The organism is Pseudomonas sp. DF5, assembly GCF_058148225.1.
Genome location: NZ_JBYVYM010000020.1, coordinates 19,533 through 38,292, shown reverse-complemented (window position 1 = coordinate 38,292; position 18,760 = coordinate 19,533). Strand labels below are relative to the sequence as shown.

Below are 18,760 nucleotides of genomic sequence, written 5' to 3'. Positions count from 1 at the left end.
TTGCTCGCGAAAGCAGTGTGACATTCAACCTTGATGTCGGCTGTACTGACGCCTTCGCGAGCAAGCCCGCTCCCACATTCGATTTGTGCTGGATCAGACAGCAGCGTTATAGAACTGCTCGCTGCTCTTCTGCTCCACCAGTGCCTGTTCGATGGCGGCCTGATGCACTTCGTCGGCGTGCTCTTCGCGGGCTTCCGGCAGGATGCCCAGACGCGAGAACAGTTGCATGTCCTTGTCGGCTTGCGGGTTGGCGGTGGTCAGCAGTTTTTCGCCGTAGAAAATCGAGTTGGCGCCGGCAAAGAACGCCAGGGCCTGCATCTGTTCGTTCATCGCTTCGCGGCCGGCGGACAAGCGTACATGGGATTTCGGCATCAGGATGCGTGCAACGGCGAGCATGCGGATGAAGTCGAACGGATCGACGTCGTCGGCATTTTCCAGCGGCGTGCCGGCGACTTTCACCAACATGTTGATCGGTACCGACTCTGGATGCTCTGGCAGGTTGGCCAGCTGGATCAGCAGGTTGGCGCGGTCGTCGAGGGACTCGCCCATGCCGAGAATGCCGCCAGAGCAGATCTTCATCCCCGAGTCACGCACGTAGGCCAGGGTTTGCAGGCGCTCGCTGTAAGTGCGAGTGGTGATGATGCTGCCGTAGTACTCCGGCGAGGTGTCGAGGTTGTGGTTGTAGTAGTCCAGGCCGGCTTCGGCCAGGGCGACGGTCTGGTCCTGATCGAGACGGCCGAGGGTCATGCAGGTTTCCAGGCCCATGGCTTTCACGCCTTTGACCATTTCCAGCACGTAAGGCATGTCTTTGGCCGACGGGTGTTTCCACGCCGCGCCCATGCAGAAACGGGTCGAACCGATGGCCTTGGCGCGAGCGGCCTCTTCGAGGACCTTCTGCACTTCCATCAGTTTTTCTTTTTCAAGGCCGGTGTTGTAGTGGCCCGATTGCGGACAATATTTGCAATCTTCAGGGCACGCGCCGGTCTTGATCGACAGCAGGGTGGAAACCTGGACGCGGTTGGCGTCGAAATGCGCGCGGTGCACCGTCTGCGCCTGGAACAACAGGTCATTGAATGGCTGAACGAAGAGTGCTTTGACTTCAGCCAAAGACCAGTCGTGACGCAGGGTGGCAGTGGTGCTGGCGCTCATGGGCGATTCCTTGGTTATGCTTGGCAAGCGACTGGGGAATGGAATACCCACAGACGCGACACGGATGTTCGGCATATTTAAGGAAGACTCATGCACTGTCAACCACGATACGAAGGACCGGTTTACATCTGGTTAAAAAACAAACAATCCTGTTTGCTCTGCTCAGAGGTCGCGGACGACACCATACCGATCTGCATGGCCTGCGAAACCGAGCTGCCCTGGCTGGGCGACCAATGCCATACCTGCGCCCTGCCCTTGCCCGCCACCGGTCTGACGTGCGGCCAATGCCTGAAACAACCGCCAGCCTTCGAGCGAGTCGCCGCTCCCTGGACTTACAGCTTTCCCGTCGACAGTTTGATCACCCGCTTCAAGCACAGCGCAAAATGGCCGTTTGGCCGCCTGCTCGCCGAACTTCTTGCTCAGTTCCTGCAACATCGCTTCGATGAAGATCTGGATCGGCCCGATGCGCTGATACCGGTACCGCTGGCCGCCAGGCGGCTGCGCCAGCGAGGTTTCAACCAGGCCGCAATGCTAGCCCGCTGGCTCAGCACTGGCCTCGGCATTCCCTGCGATGAAACGCTGTTGGTGAGGATTCAGGACACCAGCGCGCAACAAGACCTTAATGCCGACGCACGTAAAAAGAACCTGCGCCACGCCTTCGCACTGGCACCCGAGGCCTCGGTCAAAGGTCGCCACTTCGCACTGGTGGACGATGTGCTGACCACCGGCGCCACCGCACAGGCCCTGGCCCGGCTGTTGATGGCGGCGGGGGCGACGCGGGTCGACGTCTACTGCCTGGCCCGTACCCCCAAACCTGGCGATGGGGCCTGACTTGACTCCCGCACGCCAAGCCGCCAACGTCCCATCCATCGCCACAGCCCAAAGCGCCTTGCCATGTCCTTGCCTACGTTGTTGTCCCAGCACATTGTCCGTCGTCCGCAGCGCATTGCGTTGCTGCAACACATCGCCGAACAGGGCTCGATCACCCGCGCCGCAAAAAGCGCCGGCCTGAGTTACAAGGCCGCGTGGGACGCCATCGACGAGCTGAACAACCTCGCGCAGAAACCACTGGTGGAGCGCAGCGTTGGTGGCAAGGGCGGCGGTGGCGCCAAATTGTCCAGCGAAGGCGAGCGCGTGTTGCGCCTGTATCAAAAGCTGCAAGCGTTGCAGGCTCAGGTTCTGGAAGCCGCTGAAGAGGCCAGCGACCTGGACTTGCTCGGTCGGCTGATGCTCAGAACCAGCGCGCGCAATCAATTGCACGGCAAGGTCGTGGCGATCGATGCACAGGGGCGCAACGACCGGATCCGCCTTGAACTGGCCGAAGGCTTGCTCATCGACGCGCAGATCACTCACGACAGCACCCTGCGCCTGGAGCTGGAAACGGGTACCGAAGTGGTCGCACTGATCAAGGCCGGTTGGCTGGAACTGCTTGGCATCGATCAAGCTGCAACACATGGCAACAATTGCCTGAAGGGCACGATCGAAGAAATCCTCGACGCCGAAGACAGCCCCAGCGAAGTGCGCATCGGCCTGCCCAATGGCCAGACACTTTGCGCCCTGGCCGAGCCGCTGCACCTGAAAAACCTCGGGCTTGCCGCCGGTAAACCGGTGCAGGTGCAGTTCGCGCCATCGAACATCCTGCTGGGTACACCGCTCTAGCCTGTAGACACTGCAACAAAAGCTTCATCAACCGCCCTTAAGGTGACTGCAAAAACCCGCAGGGAGCCTGATGTGAGCCTATTAGAAGACAACCAACCCACCGACCTCGAAAAAATGGTCGGCCTCAGCCGTCGTGGCTTCATCAGCGCCGGCGCCCTCTGCGGTGCGGCGATGTTCCTCGGTGGCAACCTGCTGAGTCGCAGCGTGCTGGCTGCCAGCGTCAGCGCTGGCTCCAGCAAACTGTTGGGTTTCGACAGTATCGCCGCCGCCACCACCGACACCATCACCCTGCCGCCTGGTTACAAATCCTCGGTGCTGATCAGCTGGGGTCAGCCTCTGCAAAAGAATGGCCCGGCATTCGACCCGAGCGGCAACGGTACGGCCGAGCACCAGGAAGTCCAGTTCGGCGACAACAACGACGGCATGAGCCTGTTCGAATTCCCCGGTGACAAGGACCGGGCGCTGATGGCGATCAACAACGAATACACCAATTACCGCTACCTCTACCCTCACCGCGGCATGCCGCAATCGGTTACAGAGGTGCGCAAGGCCCTGGCCTGCGAAGGCGTGTCAGTGATCGAAGTGCAGCGCAAGAACGGCCAGTGGCAGTTCGTCCAGGGCTCGCGCTACAACCGGCGCATTCACGGTAATGCGCCCATCAAACTGAGCGGCCCTGCGGCGGGTCACGATCTGCTGAAAACCAGTGCCGACAAACACGGCAAGAACGTCCTCGGCACCTTCCAGAACTGCGCCAACGGCAAAACGCCGTGGGGCACTTATCTGACCTGCGAAGAGAACTTCACCGACTGCTTCGGCAGCAGCAATGCCGAGCAGAAGTTCGACGCCGCGCAGAAACGCTACGGCGCCGTGGCAACCAGCAAAGACATCAACTGGCATCAACACGATCCACGCTTCGACCTCGCGAAAAATCCCAACGAACTCAACCGCCACGGCTGGGTTGTTGAGATCGACCCGTTCGATCCGCAATCGACGCCGGTCAAACGCACCGCGCTGGGCCGCTTCAAACATGAAAACGCCGCGCTGGCCGAAACCAATGACGGTCGCGCCGTGGTGTACATGGGCGACGACGAACGTGGCGAGTTCATCTACAAATTCGTCAGCCGCGACAAGATCAACCACGAAAACCCCAAGGCCAACCGCGACCTGCTGGATCACGGCACCTTGTATGTGGCGCGTTTCGACGCGGGCGATGGCAATGCCGATCATCCGAAAGGCCAGGGTCAGTGGATCGAACTGACCCACGGCAAGAACGGCATCGACGCCAGCAGCGGTTTTGCCGATCAGGCCGAAGTGCTGATTCATGCACGCCTCGCAGCCAGTGTGGTAACCGCCACGCGCATGGACCGTCCGGAATGGATCGTTGTCAGCCCCAAGGACGGCCAGGTTTATTGCACCCTGACCAACAATGCCAAGCGCGGCGAAGAAGGCCAGCCGGTAGGCGGCCCGAACCCGCGCGAGAAGAACGTCTACGGGCAGATCCTGCGCTGGCGCACCGACCGCGACGATCACGGTTCGAATAGCTTTGCCTGGGACCTGTTTGTGGTCGCCGGCAACCCGGGTGTCCACGCCGGCACGCCGAAGGGCGGCTCGTCGAACATCACCCCGCAAAACATGTTCAACAGCCCGGACGGCCTGGGCTTCGACAAGGCCGGACGCTTGTGGATTCTCACCGATGGCGACACGAGCAACGCGGGCGACTTCGCGGGCATGGGCAATAACCAGATGCTGTGCGCCGACCCGATGACCGGTGAGATCCGCCGTTTCATGGTCGGGCCGGTGGGCTGTGAGGTGACGGGGATCAGTTTCTCGCCGGATCAGAAGACCTTGTTTGTCGGGATTCAGCATCCGGGGGAAAACGGCGGGTCGACGTTCCCTGAACACCTGCCCAACGGCAAGCCGCGGTCTTCGGTGATGGCGATTACCCGCGAGGATGGCGGGATCGTCGGCGCCTGACAGGGCCTCTTCGCGGACAAGTCGGATCGCCGCACCGCTCGCGCCTACTGTAGGAGCGAGCGGTGCTGCGATCCGACTTGCCCGCGAAAGCGTCAGCCCAAACCACACTTACCTCAAGCCCACCCCCTAAAGAGGCCCCGTCTGCGCTACCATGCTTGGCCGGACGCGGCAGCCTGCCGCGCGCAGGAGTCAGCATGGCCCACCCGTTTGAAACCCTCACCCCAGACCTCGTGCTCGATGCCGTCGAAAGCATCGGCTTTCTCAGCGACGCGCGCATTCTGGCGCTCAACAGCTACGAGAACCGTGTCTATCAGGTCGGCATCGAAGACTCCGAGCCACTGATCGCAAAGTTTTACCGTCCGCAGCGCTGGACCAACCAAGCGATTCTCGAAGAACACCAATTCACCTTCGAACTCGCCGAGTGCGATATACCGGTGGTCGCGCCGCTGATCCACAACGATGAAAGCCTGCACGAACACGCCGGATTCCGTTTCACCCTGTTCCCGCGCCGGGGTGGTCGCGCACCGGAGCCGGGCAACCTTGATCAGCTGTATCGCCTGGGCCAACTGCTGGGTCGTCTGCATGCGGTCGGCGCTACAAAACCGTTCGAACACCGTGAAGTGCTTGGGGTGAAAAACTTCGGTCACGACTCACTGGCCACCTTGCTCGAAGGCAATTTCGTACCGCGCAGTCTGCTGCCGGCCTACGAGTCCGTCGCCCGCGACTTGCTCAAGCGCGTGGAAGAGGTCTACCAGGCCACGCCACACCAGAACATCCGCATACATGGCGATTGCCACCCCGGCAACATGATGTGCCGCGATGAAATGTTCCACATCGTCGACCTCGACGACTGCCGCATGGGCCCGGCGGTGCAGGATATCTGGATGATGCTGGCGGGTGACCGCCAGGAATGTCTGGGGCAATTGTCGGAACTGATGGACGGCTACAGCGAATTCCACGACTTCGACCCGCGGGAACTGGCACTGATCGAACCGCTGCGCGCCTTGCGGTTGATGCACTACAGCGCCTGGCTCGCCCGTCGCTGGGACGACCCGGCCTTCCCTCGCAGCTTTCCGTGGTTCGGCACCGAACGCTATTGGGGCGATCAAGTGTTGGCGTTGCGTGAGCAATTGGCGGCGCTGAATGAAGAGCCATTGAAACTCTTCTAAACACCGCGTCCCTGTGGAGCGAGCGGTGCGGCGATCCGACTTGCCCGCGAAGAACGATAATGCGGTTTGCCTGACATACCGAGTCATCGTTCTTCGCGGGCAAGCCTCGCTCCTACAAAAAAGGCCACACATCTATACAATCCCCTCTTTGTTAGCTGCCTAAGCAAGGATTCTCATGCAAGCCGCCAACCCGCGTCGCGGGTACATCCTGGGCCTGAGTGCCTACATCATCTGGGGACTATTCCCGCTCTACTTCAAAGCCATCGCCAGCGTGCCCGCCGTTGAGATCATCATCCATCGGGTGCTTTGGTCTGCGTTGTTCGGCGCCTTGCTGCTGCTCGTCTGGAAACATCCCGGCTGGTGGCGTGAGCTGCGTGAGAATCCACGGCGGCTGGCGATCCTGGCCCTGAGCGGCACGCTGATCGCGGCCAACTGGCTGACTTACGTCTGGTCGGTGAACAACGGACGCATGCTTGAGGCCAGCCTCGGTTACTACATCAACCCGTTGGTAAACGTGCTGCTGGGGATGCTGATCCTCGGCGAACGGCTAAGGCGCATGCAGTGGATCGCGGTGGGGCTGGCGGCGGTCGGTGTCGCGCAGCAAGTGTGGCAGGTCGGCAGCCTGCCGTGGGTGTCGCTGGTGCTGGCATTAACCTTCGGCTTCTACGGTTTGATCCGCAAGCAGGCACCGGTCAAGGCGTTGCCGGGGCTGGTGGTGGAAACCTGGATGCTGGTGCCGATTGCTGTCGCCTGGCTGCTGTTCAACCCGACGGCGACCAGCGCGCAAGCCGCATTCTGGACCAGCTCAGAAGCCTGGTGGCTGGTAGCCGCCGGTCCGGTGACGCTGGTGCCGCTGGTGTGTTTCAACGCCGCCGCCCGACACTTGCCCTACACCACCCTCGGATTTCTCCAGTACCTGGCGCCGACGCTGGTGCTGTTGCAAGCCGTTCTGCTGTTTGGCGAGCACTTGTCATCCAGCACGCTGGTGGCGTTCATCTTTATCTGGGCAGGTCTGGCGGTTTACAGCATCGACGCGTGGATAAGTCTGCGCCGCCGCAGCTGATCAGAAAACGTACAAATCTCTACAGGCCACGTATCCCGTGGCCTGCATCCATCCTTCCCAAGGTTATCCACAGCGTGATCCCCGGCGTTTGTGCGCAAGTCACTGAAACTGCTGGTTTTTTGATCAGATCCTGAAGAGCCCCAGCCGGCGTGGGTTGGCGGGGTGTCTCTACAGGTTATCCACAGGCAGGTGCACGTATAACTTGGATAACCTGCTCAAGGTTCGCTGCGCAGCACCAATTCGACCATCAGATCGTCCGCCAGGGTTTCCAGGCGCGATTGCAGCACCTCCAGCGACAAGGTCAAGGGCACCGCAAGAATTGCTTCGGCATGGAACAACGGCTCGCTGCTCATCGGCGCCGGACGCACTTCGGTCACCAGCCGCTCCAGGCTCACCCCTTGCTCACTCAGCAGACGCGTAATGTCCCGCACAATGCCCGGACGATCATTACCCACCAGTTCCATGGCAATCGGCTTCCAGGTGCAGGATTGTTCGATGCTGCTTTCGGCGATCATCACGCGGATGCCCTGGGTCGACAGTCCCTGTAGGGCGTCTACCAGTTCATCGTAGGCTTCGGCCGGTACGCCCACCCGAAGAATCCCGGCGAACTGCCCGGCCATGCGCGACATGCGGCTCTCCAGCCAGTTGCCGCCATGCTCGGCAATGCATTGGGCAATGCGCTCGACCTGCCCGGGCTTGTCCGGGGCGAATACCGTGAGTACGAGGTGGTCCATGGCACAGCCCTCTTGTCATGACTTTTGTTATGGAAAGGCAAGTATAGGCAAGGGCTGAGTCTGTGGTGACAGGTCTGACGCCTTCGCGGGCAAGCCCGCTCCCACAAGGTTGCGCATATCCCTGTGGGAGCGGGCTTGCCCGCGATGGGATCGCCGCCGACAAACCCGCCGAACACAAATCGTGTACAAGTTTTTATATTTAGCTGGAACAATCCAATAGTTTTTTGAGAACATCCCGTGCCCCGACGTGACTGCAATGCGTCATGGGGTCGCAGAACGACGTAATTAGTCTAATTTTCACAACCGCAATTCATCATGTAGTATGCCGCAGCGCGCACTACATAACGCTGGATCGATGTCTGCCGCAGGCACACTCGCAACCCTGAAAGCCCCGTCAGCAAGGCCGCAATGCCGTTGATCGGAACGAACCCAGCCGCCAGCAATGGCATGTACTGGTAGAAGGGTTTGTGGTTTAAATGGCCAGAGGCTTCATTGTTAAATTGAAGAGCTGAAAAGCGAAATAGCTGAGCAGAGTGAGGCAAGCAATGACTGAACACGTTCAAGTCGGTGGCCTGCAGGTCGCCAAAGTCCTGTTCGACTTCGTGAACAACGAAGCCATTCCCGGTACCGGCCTCACCGCCGACACGTTCTGGGCCGGTGCTGACAAGGTCATCCATGACCTGGCACCGAAGAACAAAGCCCTACTCGCCAAACGCGATGATTTCCAGGCTCGCATTGATGCCTGGCACCAGGCTCGTGCAGGTGTTGCGCACGATGCGGTGGCCTACAAAGCCTTCCTGCAAGACATCGGTTATCTGCTGCCAGAAGCGGCCGATTTCCAGGCAACGACACAAAACGTCGATGACGAAATCGCCCGCATGGCCGGCCCACAGTTGGTGGTGCCGGTAATGAACGCGCGTTTCGCGCTCAACGCCTCGAACGCCCGCTGGGGTTCGCTGTATGACGCGCTCTACGGCACCGACGCCATCAGCGAAGCGGATGGCGCGGAAAAGGGCAAAGGCTACAACAAGGTACGTGGCGACAAGGTCATTGCTTTCGCCCGCGCCTTTCTCGACGAAGCCGCGCCACTGGCTGCCGGTTCCCACGTCGACTCCACCGGCTACAAAATCGTTGACGGCAAACTGGTCGTCGCCCTCAAAGGCGGCAGCAACACCGGCCTGCACAACGATGCTCAACTAATCGGTTTCCACGGCGATGCAGCGGCTCCGACCGCAATCCTGCTGAAGAACAACGGCCTGCACTTCGAAATCCAGATCGATGCCAGCACCCCGGTCGGCCAGACCGACGCGGCCGGTGTCAAAGACATCCTGATGGAAGCCGCGCTGACCACCATCATGGACTGCGAAGACTCGGTCGCCGCAGTCGATGCCGATGACAAAGTGGTGATCTATCGCAACTGGCTCGGCCTGATGAAGGGTGACCTGTCGGAAGAAGTCTCCAAGGGCGGTCAGACCTTTACCCGTACCATGAACGCCGACCGCACCTACACCGCTCTCGATGGCAGCGAACTGAGCCTGCACGGTCGCTCGCTGTTGTTCGTGCGCAACGTCGGTCACCTGATGACCATTGACGCGATCCTCGACAAAGACGGCAACGAAGTGCCAGAAGGCATTCTCGACGGTCTGGTGACTTGCCTCGCGGCGATCCATAGCCTCAACGGCAACAGTTCGCGCAAGAACAGCCGTACCGGTTCGGTCTACATTGTGAAGCCGAAGATGCACGGCCCGGAAGAAGCCGCGTTCACCAACGAGCTGTTCGGTCGCATCGAGGACGTCCTCGGCCTGCCGCGCAACACCCTCAAAGTCGGGATCATGGACGAGGAGCGCCGTACCACGGTCAACCTCAAGGCCTGCATCAAGGCTGCCAGCGAGCGCGTAGTGTTCATCAACACCGGTTTCCTCGACCGCACGGGTGATGAAATCCACACCTCCATGGAAGCCGGCCCGATGGTGCGCAAGGCCGACATGAAGGCCGAGAAGTGGATCAGTGCCTACGAGAACTGGAACGTCGATATTGGCTTGAGCACCGGCCTGCAAGGTCGTGCCCAAATCGGTAAAGGCATGTGGGCCATGCCGGACCTGATGGCAGCGATGCTGGAACAGAAAATCGCTCACCCATTGGCCGGTGCCAACACCGCCTGGGTTCCATCGCCGACCGCTGCTGCGCTGCACGCGTTGCACTACCACAAGGTCGACGTGTTCGCCCGTCAGGCCGAGCTGGCCAAACGTGCGCGTGCTTCGGTGGACGACATCCTGACTATCCCGCTGGCTGTAAATCCGAGCTGGACTGCGGAACAGATCAAGAACGAACTGGACAACAACGCCCAAGGCATTCTCGGTTACGTGGTGCGCTGGATCGACCAGGGCGTAGGTTGCTCGAAAGTGCCGGACATCAACGACGTCGGCCTGATGGAAGACCGTGCGACGCTGCGTATTTCCAGCCAGCACATCGCCAACTGGCTGCGCCACGGCATCGTTACCGAAGCGCAAGTGATGGAAAGCCTCAAGCGCATGGCGCCGGTGGTTGACCGTCAGAACGCCAACGACCCGTTGTACCGCCCGCTGGCACCGAACTTCGACAGCAACATCGCCTTCCAGGCGGCGGTCGAGCTGGTGGTCGAAGGCACTAAACAGCCGAACGGCTACACCGAGCCGGTTCTGCACCGTCGTCGTCGTGAGTTCAAGGCTGCCAACGGCCTTTGAGTAAACGCTGACGCCGGACGTGAAAAAGCCCTGATCAAGAGATCAGGGCTTTTTCATTTACGCTGTCTCTTCCTGAAATAGGTTCACACCTATTTCAGGAAGAGACACGCTGCGGTCCCCTGTGGCGAGGGAGCTTGCTCCCGCTCGACTGCGCAGCAGTCGTAAATCCGGTGTATGCGGTGTATCAGGGACATTGGGATCGCAGTTTTTGGGGCTGCTTCGCAACCCAACGGGAGCAAGCTCCCTCGCCACAAAAGCTGCCAACCTGGAAGTCCGCGCTACACATCTATCCCCAGCTCATGCTTGACCAATTCAAGCAATTTTTCGCTATCGATGGGCTTGAGCAAAAAATCCACGACGTGCAAATGCATGGCTTCGATCGCATCCTTCACGTCGGCATCGCCGGAAACGATGATGATCGGCAATGCCGCGCGTGGCGACTCCCGCACCAGGCGGATCAGTTCCAGGCCGTCGACGTGGCCCATCCGCAGGTCGGTAATCACCAGACCGATCGATGGCTTCTCTTCCAGCATTTTGAGCGCCGTTTCGCCACTGGCCGCCGTCATGCAGTGAATGCCATCGAGCCCCAGAATTTCCGACAGCAATTCGCGGGCATCCTTATCGTCATCGACGATCAGCACCCGCTGCGGCGGCAAGTCTGGTTCCAGCATGACGGCGCTGAGCGCTTCGCGCTCGGCATCACTCAAAATATCGTGGTCGGACATGGCGTTCTCAACGTTTTCAATGCGATCCCTGACACAGGGTGTCAGACATCGCTCAGCAGGCTTCAATGTGCACTTCGTCGGAATCTTTTCCAATAGACAATGTAGGAGGTTTTTCCCACCGTTGTGTCAGACATTTCCCATATTCCGGCCGCTGCACTGCCTACCTAGACTTACGTCCAATGGGCACCCTGCCCGCAGGGGTCGACCATGCCTGGAACGATCTGAAACAACGATCCGACACAACAATCAGAAAAAGACTGCGGTAATGGTTATGAGTAAAGCGGACGCCTTCACCCAGGCAGGGAAAACCGCGGTATTGCAGAACATCCAGGGCACTTTGCAATTCCTGCAGCGCTTCCCGCCGTTCAATCAGATGGAACACGCCCACCTGGCCTATCTGGTCGAGCAATGTCAGCTGCGTTTTTATGCCCCCGGCGAAAGCATCATCAAACCCGCCGATGGCCCGGTTGAGCATTTCTACATCGTCAAACAGGGCCGAGTCGTGGGTGAACGCCCGCACACGGCCAAGGGTGGCACCGAAACCACCTTCGAAATCACCACCGGCGAGTGCTTTCCCCTCGCCGCACTGCTGGGCGAGCGTGCAACCCGTACCGAACATCTGGCGGCCGAAGATACCTTCTGCCTACAGCTGAATAAGCTCGCGTTCATCAAACTGTTCGCACTGTCCAACCCCTTCCGAGACTTTGCCCTGCGCGGTGTCAGCAGTTTGCTGGATCAGGTCAATCAGCAAGTCCAGCAAAAAGCCGTGGAAACCCTCGGCACCCAGTATTCGCTCAATACCCGGCTGGGCGAATTGGCCATGCGTCACCCGGTAACCTGCAGCCCGATCACGCCCCTGCGTGAAGCCGTGACGCTGATGCATGATCAGCAAGTCGGCAGCATTGTGGTGGTCGATGAGCAAAAGGCGCCGCTGGGCATTTTCACTCTGCGTGACTTGCGACACGTGGTGGCCAACGGCACCAGCGATTTCAATGAATCCATCGAGCGACACATGACCCTGGCGCCGTTTTACCTGACGCCGGACCACAGCGCCTTCGACGCGGCGATCGCCATGACCGAACGACACATCGCCCACGTCTGCCTGGTCAAGGACCAGCGCCTGTGTGGCGTAGTTTCGGAGCGCGACCTGTTTTCCCTGCAAAGGGTCGATCTGGTGCACCTGGCGCGGACCATTTGCAGTGCCCAACGGGTGGAAAACCTGGTGGCGATCCGCGGCGAAATCGGCCAATTGGTCGAGCGGATGCTGGCCCACGGCGCGTCCTCGACGCAGATCACCCATATCATCACCCTGCTCAACGACCACACCGTCTGCCGGGTGATCGAACTGGCCATCGCGGAGAAAGGTGACCCCGGCGTGCCATTCAGTTGGCTGTGTTTCGGCAGTGAAGGCCGCCGCGAACAGACGCTGCACACTGATCAGGACAACGGCATTCTGTTCGAAGCTCGCGATGCGGCCCACGCCGCCGAGATTCGCGGCAAGTTGCTGCCCATCGCCCAGCAGGTCAATCAGAGCCTGGCGCTGTGCGGCTTTACCTTGTGCAAAGGCAACATCATGGCCGGCAACCCCGAGCTGTGTTTGTCCCGAGTCGAATGGGCGCGACGCTTTGCGGCGTTTATCCGCGAGGCGACACCGGAAAACCTGTTGGGGTCGAGTATCTATTTCGATCTGCGCGTGGTCTGGGGCGATGAGCGAGGCTGTGAGCAACTGCGCCGGGGCATTCTCGATCAGGTCGGCGACAACCGGTTGTTCCAGCGCATGATGGCCGAGAACGCCCTGCGCAACCGTCCACCCGTAGGACGTTTCCGCGAATTCGTCCTGGCGCGCAAGAATGGCGAGAAAGCCACCCTCGACTTGAAACTCCAGGGCCTGACCCCCTTCGTCGACGGCGCGCGAGTGCTGGCCCTGGCCCACGGCATCGATGCCAACAACACCCTGGAGCGCTTTCGCCAATTGGTGGAAAAAGAGGTCATCGAACAGCTGGACGGCGCTGCCTATGAAGAGGCGTATCACTTCATCCAGCAAACCCGCATGCAGCAACATCAGCTACAGACCCGAGAGAACCTGCCCTACTCCAACCGCGTCGATCCCGACAGCCTCAATCATCTGGACCGACGCATCCTGCGTGAATCCCTGCGCCAGGCCCAACGCCTGCAAAGCAGCCTGACTCTGCGGTATCAGCTATGAGCCTGTTTTCATGGCTGCGCCCGGCCAGTCCCGTTTTGCCCGGCGAACTGCAACACCGTCTGGATCGCTTGCCGGCCGTGGCCCAACTGAGCGACTGCAGCCTGCGCGAGCAACGCTGGGTGGTGCTCGACCTGGAAACCACCGGGCTGAATCTGAACAAGGATCGGCTATTGTCGATCGGGGCGGTGGTGATCGAGGACGGCGCGATCGACTTCAGTCAGCAGTTCGAACGCACGCTGCAATGCACTGAACTCAAACTCGGTCCCAGCGTGTTGATTCACGGCCTGGGCCCGAGCGCCATTGCCGCCGGCAGTGACCCGGTGCAAGCCTTACTCGAATTCATGGAGTTTGTCGGCGACAGTCCGGTGTTGGCGTTTCATGCGCCGTTCGACCAGCACATGCTCGGGCGCGCACTGAAAGAACATCTGGGCTACAAGTTGCAGCATCCGTTTCTGGACGTGGCAGACATCGCCCCGCTGCTTTGCCCCCAGGCACACTTTCGCGAGGCGGGGCTGGACGAGTGGATCGAGTGGTTCAAACTGGAGGTCTTCGAACGGCATAATGCCAGTGCCGACGCCTTGGCAACGGCGGAGCTGATGCTGATTTTGTTCAGCCGGGCGCGACAGCAACAGATTCATAGCCCATTGAACCTGCAACAACGGTTGAGTCAGTGGAAACGGCGGCGGCAAGCGCCTTCTTTCTGAATCTGCGGTGGCTGTGCTGATGCCTTCGCGGGCAAGCCTCGCTCCTACAAGCTTTGTGTCGCTTGCGACATCGGCGAACGGTACAAAACCTGTGGAAACGAGCTTGAGCTCAGGCACTAAAGCGCTATGCTCCCGACTCTGCCCATGATCGAGATGCCGACATGTCCGCCCCCAGCATGACCTTGTTCCACAACCCCGCCTCGCCCTTTGTTCGCAAAGTCATGGTGCTGTTGCACGAGACCGGTCAAACGAACCGCGTGGCGCTGCAAGCCTGCCAGCTCACGCCGGTCAGCCCGGATCCGGCCCTCAACAAGGACAACCCGCTGGGCAAGATTCCGGCCCTGCGCCTGGCAGACGGCAATGTGATTTATGACAGCCGGGTGATCCTCGACTACCTCGATTACCAGCACGTCGGCAATCCGCTGATTCCTCGCGAAGGCTCGGCGCGCTGGCGGCGCCTGACCCTGGCTTCTCTGGCAGACGGAATCATGGATGCCGCTGTGATGGTTCGCTATGAAGTGGCCCTGCGCTCGCCGGAAAAACATTGGGACGCATGGCTCGACAGTCAGCGCGACAAGATTCGTCGCGCTCTGGCGCTATTGGAGGCCGATGCGATTGCCGAGCTGACCAGCCATTTCGATGTGGCAGCGATCAGTGTGGCCTGTGCCTTGGGTTACCTGGATTTGCGCCATCCGGATCTGGAATGGCGCAAAGAGAATCCAAAGTTGGCCGAGTGGTATTTCGAAGTGAGTCAGCGGCCTTCGATGATTGCGACGATGCCCAAGGCTTAAATCTTCGCTGGCTGTACCGGCCTATTCGCGGGCAAGCCTCGCTCCTACAGGTTGAAGTGATCCGTAGGAGCGAGGCTTGCCCGCGAACGAACCACTGGAGATCTGTTGTGGGAACGAGCCTGCTCGCGTTGGCGCCACACCGGACCCAACGGAAACAACCCGGCAATCCGCGTCGCCAACACCTCACCCACACGCTGATCCTCGCGCAACCCCAACGACCGGCTCATTCCACCGCTCCGATATCAAATGCCAACGGCTTGGCGGATTTTTGCCCGATCCCGTACCAGTCCAGCTTGCGGGTCAGCACCATGAACACGCCCAGCAGACCGAACAACAGCAACGAGCCCATCAACAGCGCGTAATCCTCGGCGCTCAACAAGCCGTAGAGCAAACCATACAACGCCGCCAACCCCGCCGAAAAACTCAAGCCGTGGCGCACGCTGCGCAGCACATGGCAGACATAGAAACCGATCAATGCCACGCAGCCACTCGCCGACAGCAGATACGCCAGGGCAAAGCCGATGTGTTCGGACAGCGACAACAGCAACAGGTAGAAGAACGCCAGCGCCACGCCCACCAAGGCGTACTGCACCGGGTGCACTGCCAGGCTTTTCAGCACTTCGAAGAGGAAGAAACCGGCGAAGGTCAGGACGATGAACAGCAACGCATATTTGATTGCCCGGTCGCTTTTCAGGTACTGGTCCACCGGGTCGATGAAGCTCACGCCGAAGCTGCGGCCGCTGAACGCCTCGCACTGACCGCCCGACACGCAACTGTTCAACGCCTCTTGCAGGTTGGTGGAGAAAAACGAGGTCTGCCAATTGGCGGTGAAGCCCTGATCGGTGATTTCACGCTGAGCCGGCAGGTAATTGCCGATGAAGCTGGGATGAGGCCAGTTGGCGGCCAGTGAAACCTTGCTGGTCTTGCCCACCGGGAGAATCTGCAACTGGCCGGTGCCTTGCAGACGCAAGTCGAAACCGAAGGCCAGCTCCGTGGCCTGCTGGGTGTCCAGCGCCGGCAACGTCACGTGCACACCCTCGCCCAACCAGCCCACCTGGCTACCCGGTACAAAATCCAGCTTCTGGCCATTGAGTTCGAGTTTCAGCGCATTCTCGATGCCGCGAATGTCGCTGATGCCAACGGCCAGGAACGGCTGATCGAAGCGGTAATCGGCGAAGTCTTCCTTGATGCCCAGTTGCGCCGGGACCGAAAACTGCCCACTGATGCGGTTGTCGGCATGGAACAGCCGCGCCTCGTAGATGCCCCGGGCGCGCAGTTCGGTCTGGACCTGGCCGTCGAGTTCAAAACGCTCCGGCAGGAAATACAAGCGCCCGCGCTCCTCGCCGACATCCTGATAACGCTGGTTGGTTTTTTCGTTGGTTTTCCAGGTGCGCACCGTTTTGCGATAGGGCACCACCATCAGCGGGCCGCTCAGCTGCTGACTGTAGCTGGAGCTGCGGGCGATGTCTTCGAGCACACCGTCGCGCAGTTGCTGGCGGTCCTGGATCACGCCGTTGATCATCAGCAGCGGGATCAGCAGCAACAGAATCAGCAGGGCAATTGCCCCGAGTTTTAGGGTCAGGCTTCGGTTCATGGGACTCTCCCTGTTTGGATGGGGAAAGTCTGGATTGGGTATGTGGGGGTTTTGTGGGAGGAATGTGGAGAGTGTGTGGAATTTGCGCTCGGCGCAGGAGCTGCCGAAGGCTGCGATCTTCAGCGGCTTGAAGGCAACCGCAAACGCACTTGAACACCGCCGTCGACGTTGCCGATACTCATCACACCACCATGCAACTTGACCACTTCCTCAACGAAGTTGAGCCCCAAACCGGTGCTCTTGCGTCCACTGTCCGGACGCGGCAGTGAGTAGAAGCGCTCGCTCAAGCGTGGCAACGCATAGTCGGGAATCGCTTCGGCCTGGTTGAACAGCCTGAACTCGATCTGCTCACCGACTCGTTCGGCACACAATCGCAGCACGCCGTTCGCTGGGGTGAAGTCCAAGGCATTCTCCAGCAGATTGCCCAGCGCCTGGCGCAATAGGAACGGCTCGCCAAGCAGGTTCAGGTCCGCTGCAATTTGCCGTTCCACACGTAACTGCTTGCCTTCGATTCGCGCAGCCTGGGCGCTCAACAGCTCGGCCACCAAGGGCGCCAAGGGCACCGCCACCCGCTCTTCCAACCCTTGGCGTTGCTCGACCTGCGCCAGGTTCAACAGTCGCTCGATCAACTGCTGCATGCGCGCACTTTCGCTGTCGATGTTACTGACGAAGCGCTGCTGCTGGGCTGGCGGCATTTCGCCTTGCAGCAGCTCCGCCGCACCGCGAATCGCCGCCAGCGGGCTTTTCAATTCATGGGTCAGGGTGTGTACATAACGTTCGACGTAGGCTTTGCCTTCGAGCTGGGTACGCATGTGCTCCAACGCCGTGGCCAGTTGTTCCAGTTCGCCGCCTCGGTAATGCGGCACCTCGACCCGTCGACCTTCGCTGACGGCCTGGGCATAAGCCGTCAACCGCCGCAGTGCCGCGCTCAGCCACCAGGACAACAGCGCACCGAACAACAAACCGAGGCCGATCAATCCGGCGCCATACGTCAGCAATCGCCGTTCGGTGCGATCGACGTAAGGCTGCAGTGAGCTGTTGGGTTTGGCCACGGTCACCACGCCGATGATCTGGCCGTTGTCGCGAATCGGAGCACCGACGTGCATCACCGACGAGTTCGAGTCGTCCGGGTTGCTGCGCGTCGAACGCGCACCGTACTCGCCACGCAGGGTCAGGTAGACGTCATTCCAGCGCGAGTAGTCCTGGCCCACCGCAGTACCGCTGGAATCCAGCACCACGATGCCTTTGGCATCGGTGACGTATATGCGGTGGTTGACCTGATTCTTCGACAGCCCCCAGATGCTCGCTTTCGGTTGCCGCGCGCCATAAGCCTTGAGCAACTCGGGCCAGCGGTTCTGGCTGAGGGTGCCGGCCTTGAAGTCGTCGCGCAGGATCTCGGCCATCAGGTTGGCGGTGTCCACCAGGGTTTCTTCGGTGGACTGGCGCACACCGGGGCGGATTTCTTCCATCACGGTGTTGAGCACGAAGTAGCCGGTCAGGCCGATGAACAGCACGTAGACCAGAAAAATCCGGATCCCCAGTGACATCAGCTCTGCCCCGGGCTGTAGCTGTAGCCGAGGCCACGATGAGTCTGGATCGGCTCGGCGTCGGCCTTCACCAGGCGCAACTTGGCGCGCACGCTCTTGATGTGGCTGTCGATGCTGCGCTCGTAACCGGCATCGGCGGCCACGCCCAGCGCATCAAGCAATTGCTCGCGGCTGAAGACTCGCTCAGGTTGTTCCAGCAGGCATTGCAGCAAACGAAACTCATGGCGAGTCAGGCTCAGTAGCTGGTTGCGATAGCTGATCTGCACCCGCTCGCCGTCGATGCGAAACAGCGCTGACGCCACCTCCGCCACCGGTCGTGGCGCCATGCGCTTGAGAATCGCCCGGACCCGCGCCGCCACTTCCCGGGGGCTGAACGGTTTGACCACGTAGTCGTCGGCGCCAATTTCCAGGCCCACCACGCGGTCGATCTCGGCGTCACGGGCACTGAGGAACATCACCGGTACTTCGCTGAAACGCCGCAACTGCTTGCAGGTCTCGAAGCCGCTTATGTCTGGCAGGCCGATGTCGAGAATGATCAGGTCGGCAGGCGTCGCGCGCTGATGTTCGAGCGCCGCCGCGCCAAGGCTCAACCAGGTCGTGGTAAAGCCCTCGCCCTGCAAGGCGAAAATCAGGGTGTCGGCAATCGCCGCTTCGTCTTCGACAATCAGGATATGAGGCATGGCGTCCGAGCCCGCTGGTTAAGTGGACGAACGGTGCCCCAA

The 18,760-nt window shown here is 60.3% G+C and carries 17 protein-coding genes; 9 read left to right on the top strand and 8 right to left on the bottom strand.

From position 1 onward, the window contains the following. Positions 1-93: 93 nt before the first annotated feature. Entirely contained in the window at positions 94-1,149 is a 1,056-nt protein-coding gene (bioB, locus tag AC30D7_RS18720; protein WP_490135059.1) for a biotin synthase BioB, read from the bottom strand. Positions 1,150-1,239: 90 nt separating this feature from the next. Between bioB and AC30D7_RS18715 the strand changes: the two genes are divergently transcribed. From AC30D7_RS18715 to rarD, 5 genes are all read left to right on the top strand, one after another. Next, positions 1,240-1,980: a ComF family protein gene (locus tag AC30D7_RS18715; protein WP_490135058.1), complete on the top strand. Its 741-nt coding sequence runs from the start codon at positions 1,240-1,242 to the stop codon at positions 1,978-1,980. 63 nt (positions 1,981-2,043) lie between these two features. After that, the gene (locus AC30D7_RS18710) at positions 2,044-2,808 is read left to right on the top strand and encodes a TOBE domain-containing protein (protein WP_018928815.1); all 765 of its coding nucleotides are present in this window, start codon (positions 2,044-2,046) and stop codon (positions 2,806-2,808) included. A gap of 72 nt (positions 2,809-2,880) precedes the next feature. Continuing rightward, positions 2,881-4,782, top strand: a complete 1,902-nt coding sequence (locus AC30D7_RS18705; protein ID WP_490135057.1) for a PhoX family protein — start codon at positions 2,881-2,883, stop codon at positions 4,780-4,782. Positions 4,783-4,976: 194 nt separating this feature from the next. Beyond that, positions 4,977-5,951, top strand: a complete 975-nt coding sequence (locus tag AC30D7_RS18700; RefSeq protein WP_105340924.1) for a serine/threonine protein kinase — start codon at positions 4,977-4,979, stop codon at positions 5,949-5,951. 175 nt (positions 5,952-6,126) lie between these two features. Further along, positions 6,127-7,014 (top strand): EamA family transporter RarD, encoded by an 888-nt coding sequence (gene rarD, locus AC30D7_RS18695; RefSeq protein WP_490135056.1) that lies wholly within the window; start codon positions 6,127-6,129, stop codon positions 7,012-7,014. 215 nt (positions 7,015-7,229) lie between these two features. On the opposite strand, the gene AC30D7_RS18690 is transcribed toward rarD, so the two are convergent. Both AC30D7_RS18690 and AC30D7_RS18685 read right to left on the bottom strand, forming a co-directional pair. Next, entirely contained in the window at positions 7,230-7,748 is a 519-nt protein-coding gene (locus AC30D7_RS18690) for a glycine cleavage system transcriptional repressor (protein WP_007936467.1), read from the bottom strand. Positions 7,749-8,038: 290 nt separating this feature from the next. Further along, the gene (locus tag AC30D7_RS18685) at positions 8,039-8,311 is read right to left on the bottom strand and encodes a hypothetical protein (protein ID WP_490135055.1); all 273 of its coding nucleotides are present in this window, start codon (positions 8,309-8,311) and stop codon (positions 8,039-8,041) included. Between AC30D7_RS18685 and AC30D7_RS18680 the strand changes: the two genes are divergently transcribed. Further along, complete coding sequence (locus AC30D7_RS18680; protein ID WP_096479452.1) at positions 8,294-10,471, top strand: malate synthase G; 2,178 nt, start codon at positions 8,294-8,296, stop codon at positions 10,469-10,471. The two genes, AC30D7_RS18685 and AC30D7_RS18680, sit on opposite strands and share 18 nt — an antisense overlap. Positions 10,472-10,749: 278 nt before the next feature. Here the strand turns inward: AC30D7_RS18680 and AC30D7_RS18675 are convergent, their stop codons facing one another. Continuing rightward, the gene (locus tag AC30D7_RS18675) at positions 10,750-11,196 is read right to left on the bottom strand and encodes a response regulator (protein ID WP_477746212.1); all 447 of its coding nucleotides are present in this window, start codon (positions 11,194-11,196) and stop codon (positions 10,750-10,752) included. Between the two features lie 271 nt (positions 11,197-11,467). Here AC30D7_RS18675 and AC30D7_RS18670 point away from each other — a divergent pair, with 271 nt between their 5' ends. The 3 genes from AC30D7_RS18670 to AC30D7_RS18660 all read left to right on the top strand — a co-directional run bounded on the left by AC30D7_RS18670 (position 11,468) and on the right by AC30D7_RS18660 (position 14,897). Continuing rightward, complete coding sequence (locus AC30D7_RS18670; RefSeq protein WP_490135054.1) at positions 11,468-13,402, top strand: putative nucleotidyltransferase substrate binding domain-containing protein; 1,935 nt, start codon at positions 11,468-11,470, stop codon at positions 13,400-13,402. After that, a complete protein-coding gene (locus AC30D7_RS18665; RefSeq protein ID WP_490135053.1) occupies positions 13,399-14,106 on the top strand; it encodes a 3'-5' exonuclease in 708 nt (235 codons plus the stop codon). Before AC30D7_RS18670 ends, AC30D7_RS18665 begins: the two co-directional genes overlap by 4 nt. 161 nt (positions 14,107-14,267) lie before the next feature. Then, positions 14,268-14,897, top strand: coding sequence for a glutathione S-transferase (locus tag AC30D7_RS18660; protein WP_490135052.1), 630 nt, complete (start codon positions 14,268-14,270; stop codon positions 14,895-14,897). A gap of 44 nt (positions 14,898-14,941) precedes the next feature. On the opposite strand, the gene AC30D7_RS18655 is transcribed toward AC30D7_RS18660, so the two are convergent. The 4 genes from AC30D7_RS18655 to creB form a co-directional block, all read right to left on the bottom strand. Continuing rightward, entirely contained in the window at positions 14,942-15,124 is a 183-nt protein-coding gene (locus tag AC30D7_RS18655) for a hypothetical protein (protein WP_490135051.1), read from the bottom strand. Further along, entirely contained in the window at positions 15,121-16,491 is a 1,371-nt protein-coding gene (gene creD / locus AC30D7_RS18650) for a cell envelope integrity protein CreD (RefSeq protein ID WP_490135050.1), read from the bottom strand. Before creD ends, AC30D7_RS18655 begins: the two co-directional genes overlap by 4 nt. A 119-nt stretch (positions 16,492-16,610) precedes the next feature. Continuing rightward, positions 16,611-18,038 (bottom strand): two-component system sensor histidine kinase CreC, encoded by a 1,428-nt coding sequence (creC, locus tag AC30D7_RS18645; protein WP_490135049.1) that lies wholly within the window; start codon positions 18,036-18,038, stop codon positions 16,611-16,613. After that, a complete protein-coding gene (creB, locus tag AC30D7_RS18640; RefSeq protein WP_490135048.1) occupies positions 18,038-18,718 on the bottom strand; it encodes a two-component system response regulator CreB in 681 nt (226 codons plus the stop codon). Before creB ends, creC begins: the two co-directional genes overlap by 1 nt. Positions 18,719-18,760: the final 42 nt, after the last annotated feature.

What these genes read in the sequence shown, in the direction of transcription:
- AC30D7_RS18700 (WP_105340924.1), top strand. Translation starts at nt 4,977, where the DNA reads ATGGCCCACCCGTTTGAAACCCTCACCCCAGACCTCGTGCTCGATGCC.
- AC30D7_RS18655 (WP_490135051.1), bottom strand. Translation starts at nt 15,124, where the DNA reads ATGAGCCGGTCGTTGGGGTTGCGCGAGGATCAGCGTGTGGGTGAGGTG.
- AC30D7_RS18715 (WP_490135058.1), top strand. Translation starts at nt 1,240, where the DNA reads ATGCACTGTCAACCACGATACGAAGGACCGGTTTACATCTGGTTAAAA.
- AC30D7_RS18670 (WP_490135054.1), top strand. Translation starts at nt 11,468, where the DNA reads ATGAGTAAAGCGGACGCCTTCACCCAGGCAGGGAAAACCGCGGTATTG.
- AC30D7_RS18665 (WP_490135053.1), top strand. Translation starts at nt 13,399, where the DNA reads ATGAGCCTGTTTTCATGGCTGCGCCCGGCCAGTCCCGTTTTGCCCGGC.
- rarD (WP_490135056.1), top strand. Translation starts at nt 6,127, where the DNA reads ATGCAAGCCGCCAACCCGCGTCGCGGGTACATCCTGGGCCTGAGTGCC.
- creC (WP_490135049.1), bottom strand. Translation starts at nt 18,038, where the DNA reads ATGTCACTGGGGATCCGGATTTTTCTGGTCTACGTGCTGTTCATCGGC.
- AC30D7_RS18710 (WP_018928815.1), top strand. Translation starts at nt 2,044, where the DNA reads ATGTCCTTGCCTACGTTGTTGTCCCAGCACATTGTCCGTCGTCCGCAG.
- creB (WP_490135048.1), bottom strand. Translation starts at nt 18,718, where the DNA reads ATGCCTCATATCCTGATTGTCGAAGACGAAGCGGCGATTGCCGACACC.
- AC30D7_RS18680 (WP_096479452.1), top strand. Translation starts at nt 8,294, where the DNA reads ATGACTGAACACGTTCAAGTCGGTGGCCTGCAGGTCGCCAAAGTCCTG.
- AC30D7_RS18660 (WP_490135052.1), top strand. Translation starts at nt 14,268, where the DNA reads ATGTCCGCCCCCAGCATGACCTTGTTCCACAACCCCGCCTCGCCCTTT.
- AC30D7_RS18675 (WP_477746212.1), bottom strand. Translation starts at nt 11,196, where the DNA reads ATGTCCGACCACGATATTTTGAGTGATGCCGAGCGCGAAGCGCTCAGC.
- AC30D7_RS18690 (WP_007936467.1), bottom strand. Translation starts at nt 7,748, where the DNA reads ATGGACCACCTCGTACTCACGGTATTCGCCCCGGACAAGCCCGGGCAG.
- creD (WP_490135050.1), bottom strand. Translation starts at nt 16,491, where the DNA reads ATGAACCGAAGCCTGACCCTAAAACTCGGGGCAATTGCCCTGCTGATT.
- bioB (WP_490135059.1), bottom strand. Translation starts at nt 1,149, where the DNA reads ATGAGCGCCAGCACCACTGCCACCCTGCGTCACGACTGGTCTTTGGCT.